At 74.3% G+C, this 12,448-nt stretch carries 11 protein-coding genes; 4 read left to right on the top strand and 7 right to left on the bottom strand.

Annotated features, from left to right (window positions below; genetic code table 11):
* Positions 1-541 precede the first annotated feature (541 nt).
* Positions 542-1,789: a phosphoribosylamine--glycine ligase gene (gene purD / locus AC067J_RS24770; protein WP_478302615.1), complete on the bottom strand. Its 1,248-nt coding sequence runs from the start codon at positions 1,787-1,789 to the stop codon at positions 542-544.
* Between the two features lie 461 nt (positions 1,790-2,250).
* Here purD and AC067J_RS24765 point away from each other — a divergent pair, with 461 nt between their 5' ends.
* A complete protein-coding gene (locus tag AC067J_RS24765) occupies positions 2,251-3,036 on the top strand; it encodes an SLATT domain-containing protein (protein ID WP_478302613.1) in 786 nt (261 codons plus the stop codon).
* 117 nt (positions 3,037-3,153) lie between these two features.
* On the opposite strand, the gene AC067J_RS24760 is transcribed toward AC067J_RS24765, so the two are convergent.
* The 3 genes from AC067J_RS24760 to AC067J_RS24750 form a co-directional block, all read right to left on the bottom strand.
* A complete protein-coding gene (locus AC067J_RS24760; protein ID WP_327678959.1) occupies positions 3,154-3,801 on the bottom strand; it encodes a hypothetical protein in 648 nt (215 codons plus the stop codon).
* 120 nt (positions 3,802-3,921) lie between these two features.
* The gene (locus tag AC067J_RS24755; RefSeq protein WP_478302611.1) at positions 3,922-5,079 is read right to left on the bottom strand and encodes a GntR family transcriptional regulator; all 1,158 of its coding nucleotides are present in this window, start codon (positions 5,077-5,079) and stop codon (positions 3,922-3,924) included.
* A gap of 158 nt (positions 5,080-5,237) precedes the next feature.
* Positions 5,238-6,035: a carbon-nitrogen family hydrolase gene (locus AC067J_RS24750; protein WP_478302609.1), complete on the bottom strand. Its 798-nt coding sequence runs from the start codon at positions 6,033-6,035 to the stop codon at positions 5,238-5,240.
* 173 nt (positions 6,036-6,208) lie between these two features.
* On the opposite strand from AC067J_RS24750, the gene AC067J_RS24745 reads away from it, so the two are divergent.
* The 3 genes from AC067J_RS24745 to AC067J_RS24735 all read left to right on the top strand — a co-directional run bounded on the left by AC067J_RS24745 (position 6,209) and on the right by AC067J_RS24735 (position 7,880).
* Positions 6,209-7,030, top strand: a complete 822-nt coding sequence (locus tag AC067J_RS24745) for a maleylpyruvate isomerase family mycothiol-dependent enzyme (RefSeq protein WP_478302607.1) — start codon at positions 6,209-6,211, stop codon at positions 7,028-7,030.
* 164 nt (positions 7,031-7,194) lie between these two features.
* On the top strand, positions 7,195-7,512 hold the full coding sequence (locus tag AC067J_RS24740; protein ID WP_478302605.1) for a BRO-N domain-containing protein: 318 nt from the start codon (positions 7,195-7,197) through the stop codon (positions 7,510-7,512).
* A complete protein-coding gene (locus tag AC067J_RS24735) occupies positions 7,509-7,880 on the top strand; it encodes a hypothetical protein (RefSeq protein WP_478302604.1) in 372 nt (123 codons plus the stop codon). Before AC067J_RS24740 ends, AC067J_RS24735 begins: the two co-directional genes overlap by 4 nt.
* A 252-nt stretch (positions 7,881-8,132) precedes the next feature.
* On the opposite strand, the gene AC067J_RS24730 is transcribed toward AC067J_RS24735, so the two are convergent.
* The 3 genes from AC067J_RS24730 to AC067J_RS24720 form a co-directional block, all read right to left on the bottom strand.
* The gene (locus tag AC067J_RS24730; protein ID WP_478302602.1) at positions 8,133-9,542 is read right to left on the bottom strand and encodes an MFS transporter; all 1,410 of its coding nucleotides are present in this window, start codon (positions 9,540-9,542) and stop codon (positions 8,133-8,135) included.
* A 131-nt stretch (positions 9,543-9,673) separates the two neighbouring features.
* A complete protein-coding gene (locus AC067J_RS24725; RefSeq protein ID WP_478302600.1) occupies positions 9,674-10,906 on the bottom strand; it encodes a M64 family metallopeptidase in 1,233 nt (410 codons plus the stop codon).
* Positions 10,907-11,090: 184 nt separating this feature from the next.
* The gene (locus AC067J_RS24720) at positions 11,091-12,326 is read right to left on the bottom strand and encodes a benzoate/H(+) symporter BenE family transporter (RefSeq protein WP_478302597.1); all 1,236 of its coding nucleotides are present in this window, start codon (positions 12,324-12,326) and stop codon (positions 11,091-11,093) included.
* Positions 12,327-12,448: the final 122 nt, after the last annotated feature.

Genomic DNA, 12,448 nt, shown 5'->3' with positions numbered 1-12,448 from the left:
TGACGTCCGATCCCCGGTAGTGCATGCTGCGTGGCGCTTCTGACATTCTCGACGCCCGTGTCCGGGTGGGTGTTCCGGATCGCCCCGGTTTCCACTCTTCCCGGTGACGCCGTCCGGATTCCGGACGACCGCACCGGGCGGCGTGCGAAGCGCCCCGGGCCTGTGACCCGGCCGGACGCCGTCCAGCATCTCCCCGCGCGACCGCCGCTACCCGGCGGCGGCCGGGAGCGGCGCGGCCCGGGGCGCTGCGATCCAGCGCACCATAAGGCCGGGCGCACGGTTACGTCAGCCGGATGCGGACGCTGTCACTCGATGGGCTGGAATCCGGCCGCCGAACGGTGCGTCGGCCACCGGAACCACTCCGGCCCCTCCCGCCCCCGAAACGCCGGTCGGTGCTGCGTCCATGGGGGTTGTCCCGCGCCCCTTTCCGCCCCGCCGGGGACGCGTGCTCGGCACGCGTGCCGGGGAACCCGCGCCGGGGAACGCCCGGGCCCCCGGCGGTCGCTCGCCGGGGGCCCAGGGGGTGCGGAAGGGGGAGGCGTCAGCCCGCGGCCTTCAGCGCGATGTCGGTCCGGTGCTGGCCGCCCTTGAGCGAGATCCGGTCGAGCGCCCGGTACGCCCGGTCCCGCGCCTCGGCGAGGCCGGTGCCGGTGGCGGTGACCGAGAGGACCCGGCCGCCGGCGCTGAGCACCCGGCCGTCCTCGTCCAGCTTCGTCCCCGCGTGCAGCACGTACGCGGTGCCGTCGGCGGCCTCCGCCTCGGCCAGGCCCTCGATCGGGTCGCCGGTGCGCGGCGCCGCCGGGTAGCCCTCGGAGGCGATCACCACGGTGACCGCGGCGCCCTCGTCCCAGCGCAGCGGCTCCAGCTGGTCCAGCGTGCCGGTGGCCGAGGCGTGCAGGACGTCCGCCAGCGGGGTGCGCAGCCGGGCCAGCACGACCTGGGTCTCCGGGTCGCCGAACCGGGCGTTGAACTCGATCACCCGGGTGCCGCGCGAGGTCAGCGCCAGGCCGGCGTAGAGCAGGCCGGAGAACGGGGTGCCCCGGCGGCGCAGCTCGTCCACGGTCGGCTGCAGGACGGTCTCCAGGACCTCCTCGACCAGGCCCTCGGGGGCCCACGGCAGCGGCGAGTAGGCACCCATGCCGCCGGTGTTGGGGCCCTCGTCGCCGTCCAGCGCGCGCTTGAAGTCCTGGGCCGGCTGGAGCGGGAGGACGGTGGTGCCGTCGGTGATCGCGAACAGCGACACCTCGGGGCCGTCCAGGAACTCCTCGATGACCACCCGCTCGCAGGCGGTGGCGTGGGCCAGCGCGGCCTCGCGGTCGGAGGTGACCACGACGCCCTTGCCGGCGGCCAGGCCGTCGTCCTTGACCACGTAGGGCGCGCCGAAGGCGTCCAGCGCCTCGGCCGCCTCCTCCGCGGTGGTGCAGACGTAGGAGCGGGCGGTGGGCACGCCGGCGGCGGCCATCACGTCCTTGGCGAAGGCCTTGGAGCCCTCCAGCAGGGCGGCCTCCCGGGACGGGCCGAAGACCGGGATGCCGGCCGCGCGCACGGCGTCGGAGACGCCCGCGACCAGCGGGGCCTCCGGGCCGACCACGACCAGGTCGGAGCCGAGCTGCCGGGCGAGCGCCGCGACCTGCGCGCCGTCCAGCTGGTCGACCGGGTGGACCGTCGCCACCTGCGCGATCCCGGCGTTGCCCGGGGCACAGTGCAGCTCGGTCACGGCGGGATCTTGGGACAGAGAGCGGCACAGGGCGTGTTCGCGGGCGCCGCCGCCGATGACGAGGACCTTCACGCTGCGCAAGGGTAGCCGGTGGCCGGTTCGGGCCGCTCTCCGGTCCCGTCCGAAGGCACAACCGGAGGGTGCCGGTACACGCACGGCATCGGAGGATCCTCCAGTGCGCGGCCCGGACGGTGAGCCCGGGGTGTCCGAGTCAGGACAGCGGGTCACCGGCGCCTCGCTCGGAAGGGTGAAATCTCGCCGCCCGCCGCAACCCTCCCACCTCGGGATCCGGTGGCCGAATCCGGTAACGATCATTGGCGAAGCACCCACATGGTCAGCCATTTGGCGGTAAGAAGTGCTGTTGGACCACCACCGGCAGCCGGCCGGTGGCGCCGCCCCGGGGCATCCGATCCCGCCCCGGACCGACGCGTGTCCGACGCGCCGTCCGGTGTTCCACCGGCCGTCAGGCCGATGACACGTCAGGCGGCGCACAGTCAGACCCAGCAGTCCGCCCGCCACAGGGAGCCCCACAGGTGAGCCAGCCGGAAATGCAGCCCGAGGAGAGTGCCTGGGGCAAGGAGGTCGGCGAGGAGGACCCGCCGACCGCGACCGTCGCGCGCCGCGCCTCCACCCGCGGCCGGTCCGATCTGAGCACCCGACAGTTCCCGCTCGGGGACTGGGGCGAGCCCGCCGAGCGGCTGGAGGAGCTCTACCGCTGGTCCGAGGAGCGGGCGGTCGAGGCGATCGAGTGGTACCGCCGGGACCGGGTCTGGAAGCGCCGCTGGGCCCGGGTGCTGCGGTTCGGCACCGCCGGCTTCGCGATCGGCGGGGTGACCGCCCCGCTGGTCGACCTGACCGGGACGGTCGCGCACGCCAGCAGCTGGGGCTACGTCGGGCTGGCGCTGGCCGCCGCCTGCTACGGCGCCGACCGGGTGTTCGGCCTGACCTCCGGCTGGATGCGGGACGTGTCCACCGCGCAGGCGCTGCAACGCCGCCTGGAGGCCTTCCAGTTCGACTGGGCGTCGGAGTGCGTGCGGGAGGTGCTCGGCCCCACCGAGGGCACCGCGGGCGAGGCCGCCGAGCGGTGCCTCGGGGTGCTGCGGCGGTTCTGCGAGGACATCTCGGACATGGTCCGCACCGAGACCTCGGAGTGGATGCTGGAGTTCCGGGCCGGGATGACCCAGCTACCCACCCAGGCCGCCGGCAGCTGGGGCGGGCGCACCGAGCCGGGCGTCGGCGCCCAGGTGCGGGTGCTGCCGCCGCCGGGCACCCGGCCGACCATGCCGCGCCAGCGGCCGCCGGAGGGGCCGCTGCGGTAGCGGCCCCCGGCGCGGTCCGCGGGCGGCGCGTCCGGTCCGGGACGGCGGGCCGCACGGGCGGGTCCTGCGGATCCGGCCCGGCACCCGCCGGGAGGCGGACGGGCCCGCGCCGTGCGGTCAGGCGAAGACGATCATCGAGCCCTGGTGCAGGCTGCGGGCCGCCGCCGCGTACAGGCCCGCCCAGGCGTGCCGCTCCCGGGCGAACGGGTGCAGGTCGTCCAGCGGCGGGCCGAACGGCTGCTCCAGGCCGGTCGGCCCGAGCGGCCGGGTCGGGGCCGGCGGGTCGAGCGGGTCGATGCCCAGCGCCGGGGCGACGGCCTGGAGCTCGCGCAGCAGCCCGTGGCTGGAGCCGAGCGGGCCGCCGGAGGCGAGCAGCGCCTCGTCCACCAGCGGGACGGCGAACTCGATCGGCACGTACGCGCCGGCGTGGTCGAAGTGCCAGACCAGGTGCGACTGCTCGGCGCTGCTCTCGAACATCTCCAGCAGCTGCTCGTAGTCGCCGCCGAGCTCGTCGACCGGCGTGATGTCCAGACCGGTCAGGCCCAGCAGGTAGGCCCGGCGCAGGAAGTGCAGCGAGTCGTAGTCGAAGGCGGCTATCGGCTCGACCGCCCCGCTGAGACCCGGTACGTACTGGTACACCGGGACCTCGGGCAGGCCGTACGAGGCCAGCACGTGGTTGTAGAGCGCGAGGTCGTCCCGGAAGGGGTTGTCGGGGCTGTGGCTCAGCACGTCCACCAGCGGGACGAGCCAGAGGTCGCAGGCCATGGGCCGGCTCTTCCTCTCCGGGCGGCGGGGGCCGGCCGCGCGGGGCGGCGGACGGCGGATGGGCGGGTCGCCGACCGGGCGGTCCGTACGAGGACCGGCCGGGGCGGACGACCGCCCACCCTACCGGCCCGGCGCGCGATGCGGACCGGGCCGCCCCTCGGGCAGTTGGCCGGGCGAGGACTCGGGCAGCCGGCGGCCGAACCGCCCGTACGGGACGGAGCGGGGCTGCGGCACCAGGCCGAGGCCCAGGCCCAGTTCGCGGCCCAGCTCCCGGCCCAGCTCGTGCTCCCGGCTCCGGGCGCCGCCGGGCGGCCGGGACGGACCGGGACCGCGGACCGCCTCGCCCGGGCGGGGCGCGGCGGCGTCGTGCTCCGGCTCCCCCGGGCCCGCCCCGCCGCCGGACGGGGGCTCCACCGGGACGGCGGTCCCCGGGCCGTCCGGGGTGCCCGCGCCGGCGCCGCCGGGCAGGGCACCGACCGGACCGGCGCCGCCGGGCGCGGTGCCGCCGGTGAGGCGGTCGTCCGGCGCGACGTCCCCGACCGGACCCGGCCGGCCGGCCAGCAGGGCCAGCACGCCCACCGTCTCCACCGCCTGGCCGGTCAGCCCGGCCAGCAGCCGGACGGTGAAGAGGTTGTACTCGCAGACGATCCGGTGCGCGCCCGCCAGGTCCCGCGCCTCGATCGCGTCCACCAGCTCGACGTGGCTGTCCCAGCACACCCCGGCCAGCTTGGACATCGCCCGCAGGTGCGGCGCGGCGAACATCCAGGACTGCACCCGCAGCCAGTCCAGGTAGTCGGCGATCCGGCGGTTGCCGAGCAGCCCGGCGACCTCCTGCCAGAACCGGCGGTCGCACCCCACCATCACGTCGAGGTTCCCGGCCCGGGCCGCCCGCACCGCCGCGTCCGCCCGGCGGCGCAGCGAGGGCAGCCGGCTCTCGTCCGCCCGGCCGGGGCGCGCGGCCAGCTGCCGGAAGTAGCTGTCGGTGATCAGCACCCGGGACTCGAAGATCTCCAGGAAGTCGCCCCAGCCGAACTCGGGCACCGTGAAGCCGCGGTGGTGCTCGGCCCGGAGCAGCCCCTGCGCGGACAGGTCGACCAGCGCCTCCCTGGCCGGGGTCGCGGAGACCCCGTACAGCTCGGCGATCTCCTTGACGGTGAAGTTGCGCCCGGCCTCCAGCCGGCCGGCCATCATCTCCTCGCGCAGCGCCCCGGCGATCTGCTCGCGCAGGCTGTTCCGCTGGATCACGGGGCGGGCGTCGCCTGGGCCGGTGCCGAACACGCGCGCGACCTCCTCGGCGGGCTGGACGGCCTGACGGGGACAGACCGGCGGTGGAACAGCTGGTAACACGACGAAGCCTCATCTTCTCAAAAAGGACACCGTCGCGTACAAGCCCCCCATAAGCCGGGCGCGCCCCCGTGCGCGCCCCCGGCCCCCGGCTACCGCTGGACGGGCGCCGGAATGCCCAGCAGCCGGTCCCGGTGCACCGGGAACTCCGCGCGCGCCTTGGCCACCTCCGCCGGGTCGAACTCCACCGTCAGCACCTCCTCCCCCGCCCCCGCCTCGGCCAGCACCCGGCCCCACGGGTCCACCACGATGCTGTGCCCCGCCTGCTCGACCCCGCCGTGCGTCCCCGCCGTGTTGCAGGCCAGCACGTACGCCTGCTCCTCCACCGCACGGGCCCGGTTCAGCAGCGTCCAGTGCTCCCGCCGCCGCGCCGGCCAGGCCGCCGGGATCACCAGCAGCTGCGCACCCGCGTCCAGCAGCGCCCGGAACAGCTCCGGGAAGCGCAGGTCGTAACAGGTCGCCAGGCCCAGCGTGCCGACGTCCGTCGCGGCGGTCACGATCTCCTGCCCGGCACCCATCACCACCGCCTCACCGCTGTCGAAGCCGAAGCGGTGGATCTTGCGGTAGGTGTGCACCAGCTCGCCGTCCGGGGCGAACAGCAGCGAGGTGTTGTAGATCGGCCCGTCCGGATCGCGCTCGACGATCGAACCGGCGTGCAGCCAGACACCGGCCGCTCTCGCGGCCGCCGCCATCGCGTCCGAGGTCGGCCCGTCCAGGGCCTCCGCGCCGTCCGACCAGAGGTCGTAGGCGAAACCGCCGAGCGGCCACAGCTCCGGCAGGACGACCAGGTCGGCCCCCTGCTGGGCCCTGACCAGCGCGGCCGCGCGGGCCCGCCGCTCGGCGGGCGGCTCGGCGTCGGATACCCCGAGTTGGATCAATGAAGCGCGCACAGTACCACCGTCCACGGCAAGAGTCCTACGATCGTCACCCGAAAGCGCTGCCCTGCTCTCACCGGGCAGCGTAACGTGCGGTTAGCGTGTGCGCCCGGAAGCCGGACCTTCCCGGCCGACCCCGAACCCGGGGCACGCGTGGCAAGGCAGCTGACGGAGGGCCGGAGATTCCCGTGACGGACAACCAGACCGTGCAGGCGTACACCGACGCGTGGACGCAGTCCATCGAGGCGATATCCGAGCTGGTGAGCCCGCTGCCGGAGGGCTCCTGGAACCGGGCCACCGAATGCCCCGGCTGGTCCGTCCGGGACATCGTCTCGCACGTCATCGCCGTCGAGTCCGAACTGCTCGGCGACCCCCGTCCGATCCACTCGCTCCCCCGCGACCTCCGCCACGTCACCACCGAGTACGCCCGCTACATCGAACTGCCGGTCGACAAGCGCCGCTGCCACACGGCGCTGGAGATGACCAGCGAGCTGGAGTACACGATCATCCGCCGCTCCCGCGCGCTGCGGAACGCCAAGCAGACCCCCTCCGAGCGGGTCCGCCGGCCGGGCGGCACGCACGGCGGCGAGGTGCCGTACCACGAGCTGCTGCGCCTGCGGGCCTTCGACGTCTGGGTGCACGAGCAGGACCTCCGGCGCGCCCTCGACCTGCCCGGCAACCTGGACTCCCCGGCCGCGCTGATCGCCCGCGACGTCCTGCTGGAGGCCCTGCCGAAGGCGGTCGCCCACCAGGCCGGCGCCCCGGCCGGCACCGCGCTGGTCGTCGACGTCACCGGCCGCGTCGAGTTCCTGCGCACCGTCCGGGTCGACTCCGCCGGCCGCGGCACCGTCGACGAGTCCATCAGCCTGGCCCCGGACGTGCAGCTCACCCTCGACTGGGAGACCTACGTCCGCCTCGCCTGCGGCCGCGGCCGCCCCGGGCCGGTCACCGTCGAGGGCGACAAGGAGCTCGCCGACCGCGTCCTCGCCAACTTCGCCGTCACCCCGTAGCCCCGTAGCCCTGTAGCCCCGCCGTCACCCGCCCGGCGTACACGCACCGTGTGCGCCGGGCCCGCGCGCCTCGTGCTCCCGTACGTCACCTTGGCACCAGTACCGCACGCGTTCGGCCTCGTTGTTCCGGTCAGCCGACAACCGGAAGAAGGAGGGGCGTCCGGATGGACGACGAACAGACGGGAACCGAGATGGTGATGGTGCGGTCGAGCTTCCCGGTCACGGGGCAGCCGATCAGGGTCGTGATGATCGACGGAGAGCCGTGGTTCGTCACGGCTGACGTGTGCCGGATCCTCGGGCGGGGCAACCCGACCGATGCGGTGAAGGTGCTGGAACCGCACCAGCACCGAACCCTCGATCTGCGGGCGGTAACCGTCGGGCCGAACGAGGCATTTGGCGTTTCCGCAGGTCAGAAAGCCTATCAACGGGGCAACCCGCTGCTCGGTGTGGTGAGCGAGGCAGGCTCTACGGCCTGCTCATGAGGTCGGACAAGAGCAGCGCCCGACCGTTCCGGAAGTGGGTCGCCGAGGACCTGCTCCCCTCCGTCCGCCGCGGTGACACCGACGTCCCCGCGCAGCAGCGGCGGATGGGGGAGACCCTGGGCGAGGCGATCGGGCAGCAGGTGTACGTCGTCGCCGAGATCGAGCACGAGGACTGGCCGGGCCTGGCCGTCCGCTCGGACGGGACGGTCCACTGCCGGCACGGGGAGATGCTCCTCCACCTGCCCGGTGCCGAGGACGACAGCGGGCCGCCCTTCGGGGCGCACTTCGCCTGCCCCGGAGGGGGCGGGTCGGCATCCGGGGAAGCCGGGTGGTCCCGGGCTGCCCGAGGCTGGGGCTGGCGGACCTGATCCGCCTGCGGGACGACGTCCGAACGGAGCCCGCCACTGCGCCGCAGCCTGATCGGGGACTCATGTACGCGGAGGTCGACAGCGGCCGCATCAACCGCGTCTACGGCTCGCCCTCGCAGATCGCCGAGCTGATGCGCGAACACGGGAAGTGACCCGACGGGCGTTCGGGTGCCACCCCTGGCCCAGCCGGGAGTAGCGCCCGAATACCCTTGCTGGAAGTTAGGTTAATCGCGTTTCCGCAGGTCGGAGACCCTACGCCTCCGCCGCCGTCAGCTTTCGGCGGAGCCGCAGGATCATCAGCGTGCCGACCACGAGGGGCACGTACTGCCAGCAGAACGCCCAGCGGAAGGCCGTCGCGGAGTAGGTGTCGGCGCCGGAGGGGCTGAGGGTGTCGAGCAGGACGCCGATGCCGAGGAGCGTGATCATCGTGCCGATGAAGCCGCCCATGTTGACGATGCCGGAGGCGGTGCCGAGGCGTTCGACGGGGTTGCGGGCGCGGGCGTAGTCGAGGCCGACCAGGGAGGCCGGGCCGTTGGTGCCCATCACCAGGATCACCGCGACCAGCAGCCAGAGCGGCGGGTGGCCGCCGGGCCAGGCGAGGACGACGGCCCAGAGCACGGCGGTGGCACCGATGGCGGTGAACACGATCGGCAGCCGGGCGCGGGCGGTGCGGGAGAGGAGCCGGCCGAAGAGGAAGCCGAAGCTCATGTTGGCGAGCACCAGCACGGTGAGCAGGCCGCCGGCCTCGGTGCGGGTCATGCCCTGTGCCTCGACGAGGTAGGGCAGGCCCCAGAGCAGGCCGAAGGCGTTGCCGGGGAACTGGGTGGTGAAGTGGACCCAGAGCCCGAGCCGGGTGCCCGGCTCCTGCCAGGCTTCCCGGACCTGCCGCCCGATGCCGGGCCGGGACCCGGCGGCCCCGGTGGACACAGCGGACCCGGCGGACCCGGCGGCCCCGGCTGACCCGGTGGACCCGGTCGGCACAGCAGCCACAGCCGTCGGCCCGGCGGCGCCCGGCGCCTCCCGGAGGAAGAGCGCGACCAGGGCGAAGACCGCGATGCCGAGCAGGGCGATGGCGGTGAAGGTGGGTGTCCAGCCCTTGCTGTGCAGGGCCTGGGCGAGGACCACGGTGGTGACGAGGTTGCCGCCCATCCCGGCGAGGCCGGTCAGCTGGGCGACGAACGGGTTCTTGGCGGCCGGGAACCAGCGGGCGGCGATCCGCAGCACGCTGATGAAGGTCATCGCGTCGCCGCAGCCCAGCACCGCCCGGGAGGCGAGTGCGGGGGCGAAGGCGTCGGAGAAGGCGAAGGCGAGCTGTCCGGTGCTGAGCAGCAGGACGCCGAGCAGCAGCACGCGGCGCGGTCCGAACCGGTCGACCAGCAGGCCGACGGGTATCTGCATGGCCGCGTAGACCAGGACCTGGAGGATCGAGAAGGTGGAGAGCGCGGAGGCGCCGATGCCGAAGCGGTCGGCGGCGTCCAGTCCGGCCACGCCGAGGCTGGTGCGGTGGATGACGGCGAGGACGTAGACGCTGACGCCGATGGACCAGGCCAGCCAGGCGGCCCGTCCGCCCGGCGGGTGGGCGGCGGCCGGGGGTGCGGCGGCGGTGGCTCGGGGAGCGGTGGCTGACAGGGGGCGGGCTGAACTGGCGGGCTCCACGGTCATAGTGGGCCCAGCGTAGTCATCCCATCATTGGACGCCCAGACCGGGGTCGGCAGGGACGGACACGAACCATCCTGATCCGGCCAACTCCTGCCCGGCCCACCTCACCCGGCCTCACCTGCCCTCACCTGCCCTCACCCGACCACCGTCCAGGAGACCGACCGCGTCATGTACCGGTCCCGGAAGGCCTCGTCGCGGACCCAGTCCGTGGTGTCCCGGACGGTGGCGGTGACGGTGGCGCTGTGCCCCGGCTCCAGCGCCAGCACCGCCGTGTCGAGCCAGCTGCGGTCCGGTGCCTGCGGCTCGACCGCCACCCCGTCCACCGTCCAGTCGACCCGGAGCTGCCGGGCCCCGGTCAGCGGCAGCGGCCGGACGTCCAGCCGGGGCCGCCCGGTGACGTCGCCCGGGAGCGGCACCGGGGTGTCCGTCGGCCTGATCCGGCGGTAGATCTCCTCGATGATCGCCTCCCGCGAGGGCAGGTTGTACGCGCCGCCGAGGGTCCGCATCACGGAGTCCGGCGTGGGCCGGTAGACGCCGTTGGCGCTGCGGTACGCCCCGATCGTCCCGGCGCCGTCCGGGGACTCCGCGCCCAGCCAGCGCCACCACTTGACCTGCTTGCGGCGCATCTCCTCGGCGTCCTCGGCGGAGAGGTTGGGGTAGTCGGCGTCGTCCGGCGCGCTGTCGTACTCGTCGCCGAGGTCGCCGACGGTGTGCCCTATCTCGTGCTGGATGATCCGGCCCGCGTCCGGGCTGCCGCCGGCCAGGGTGGTCACCCCGGTGCCGCCGGCGCCGCCGTACTCGCCGGAGTTGGCGAGCGCGATCAGGTACTGCGGCCCGTCGCCCCGGCCGGCGTAGCGGGCGGTGGCGTCCTCGTCGGCGCAGAGCAGCCGGGCGGTGCCCTCGCACCAGAAGTGCATGCCGAGAGGGGTGGCGGGCCGGCGGCCGCGGTTCTCCGTCTCGGCGATGCCGGAGACCGGGGAGACGACCTCGACCCGCCTTATGTTGAAGAACCCCTGGTAGCTGCGGAACGGCTCGATCTCCATCAGCGCGTGCCAGGCGCGGTCCGCCTGTTCGCGGAACAGCTCCTGTTCCTCCGTGGTGTAGCCGTCGCCGAGCAGGACGAGGGTGATCCGGTTGGCGGGGTCACCGGTCCGCCGTATGTCGACGGTCGGCGCGGTGCCGGCGGCGCGCGCGTCGGCCCGGAGCGCGGCATGCGGCGGCACCGCCCGGTCGGCGGGGGCGCCGGGTCCGATCACCCCGAACGGTGAGGGGCCGACCAGTTCCAGTGCCGCCGGGAGCACGGCGGTGGACACCAGCACGAGCGCGGCCAGACTCCGGACGATCCGGCCAGGGTTGCCAGGCGGCATACGGGTGCGTCCTCGACGTTCCGGTCACCCGGCGTCGCCCGGGTGGTGGACGCGAAGACGTACCCGGACCGGCGTGTCGCCCTCACCGATCAGCGCAAAAGTCACCGACCTGGCCGAACGACGAGGACCTCACCAGTCATACCTATGAGTCTTGTCAGGTGGATGATCACCACCGGCCGTGACCTCAGCCGGCCCGGCCCGGCCGCACCTCCAGCACCAGGTGGGTGGCGAGGCCGAACAGCAGCCCCCAGAACGCCGAGCCGATGCCGTACAGGCTCATCCCGGAGGCGGTGGCCAGGAAGGTCACCACCGCCGCGTCCCGGCCGCGCTCCTCGGCCACCGCCGCCGCCAGGCTGCCCTGCAGCGAGGCCAGCAGCGCCACCCCCGCGACCACCGCGACGAGCTCCTTCGGCAGCCCGGTGAACAGGCTCACCAGGACGCCGCCGAAGCTGCCCACCAGCAGGTAGAGCAGGCCCGCCGACATCCCGGCGACATAACGACGCCGGGGGTCGGGGTGGCTCTCCGGGCCGGCGCAGATGGCGGCGGTGATGGCCGCCAGGTTGATGCCGGGTGAGCCGAACGGCGCCAGCAGGGCGGAGACCCCGCCGGTGGCCCCGATCAGCAGCCGGTCGTCCGGCCGGTAGCCGAAGGCCCGCATCACCCCGAGGCCGGGCGCGTTCTGCGAGGCCAGCGCGACGACGGTGAGCGGCAGCGCCAGGCCCACCATGGCCGGGCCGGCGAACGCGGGCACGGTGAACACCGGCCGGGTCGGCCCGCCCGGGCCGGCCTCCAGCGGAAGCCCGACGGTGACGGCCGCCAGCACCCCGCCGACCAGCAGCGCGGCCGGGACGGCGTACCGCGGGGACAGCCGCTTGGCGAGCAGGAAGGCCGCGAGGCTGCCGAGCACCAGGACGGGCGCGCCCTTCACGGCACCGAAGATCCCGGCGCCGAAGGAGAAGAGGATGCCCGCCAGCATCGCGTTGACGATCCCGGCCGGGACGGCGGCGATCAGCCGGCCGAACAGCCCGGTGACCCCGAACAGCGCCACCACCACCGCGCTCACCAGGAACGCGCCGACCGCCTCCCGGTAGGGGTAGTCACCGAGGCTGGTCACGAGCAGGGCGGCGCCGGGCGTCGACCAGGCGGTGATCACCGGTGTCCTGGTCCACCAGCTGAGCAGCAGGCAGGTCAGCCCGCTGCCGACGGCCACCGCCCAGATCCAGGAGGCGGTCTGTGCCTGGTCCAGCCGCCCGGCCGCGGCCGCCGCCAGCACCACGACCAGCGGTCCGGAGAACGACACCACGATGCACACCAGTCCGGCCAGCAGCGCCGGGACGGAGGCGTCCCGGCGCAGCGAGCGGCGCTCCCCGGGGCGGTCGGTACGACCGTCGGCCGAACGGGTTATCAGCTCCTCTGCCATCCCGGCAGTATCCCGGAGGCTCCTGTCCCCCGGGTGGCTCGGAGCGTTCCGAAAAAACTTCTGAACCCACCTGCAACCCCCGGCGGGGATGGACGTCTATACGGATGAAGGCACGGAGAGCG

The sequence above is a fragment of the Kitasatospora sp. NPDC042419 genome, from assembly GCF_056437345.1.
Note: the sequence above shows the minus strand (reverse complement) of the source record. Positions and strands in the feature narration are given on the sequence as shown.

Bases quoted from the DNA above. Each gene is read 5' to 3' on its own strand.
- AC067J_RS24760 (WP_327678959.1), bottom strand. From the start codon at position 3,801: ATGGCCTGCGACCTCTGGCTCGTCCCGCTGGTGGACGTGCTGAGCCAC.
- AC067J_RS24740 (WP_478302605.1), top strand. From the start codon at position 7,195: ATGGACGACGAACAGACGGGAACCGAGATGGTGATGGTGCGGTCGAGC.
- AC067J_RS24735 (WP_478302604.1), top strand. From the start codon at position 7,509: ATGAGGTCGGACAAGAGCAGCGCCCGACCGTTCCGGAAGTGGGTCGCC.
- AC067J_RS24730 (WP_478302602.1), bottom strand. From the start codon at position 9,542: ATGACCGTGGAGCCCGCCAGTTCAGCCCGCCCCCTGTCAGCCACCGCT.
- AC067J_RS24725 (WP_478302600.1), bottom strand. From the start codon at position 10,906: ATGCCGCCTGGCAACCCTGGCCGGATCGTCCGGAGTCTGGCCGCGCTC.
- AC067J_RS24720 (WP_478302597.1), bottom strand. From the start codon at position 12,326: ATGGCAGAGGAGCTGATAACCCGTTCGGCCGACGGTCGTACCGACCGC.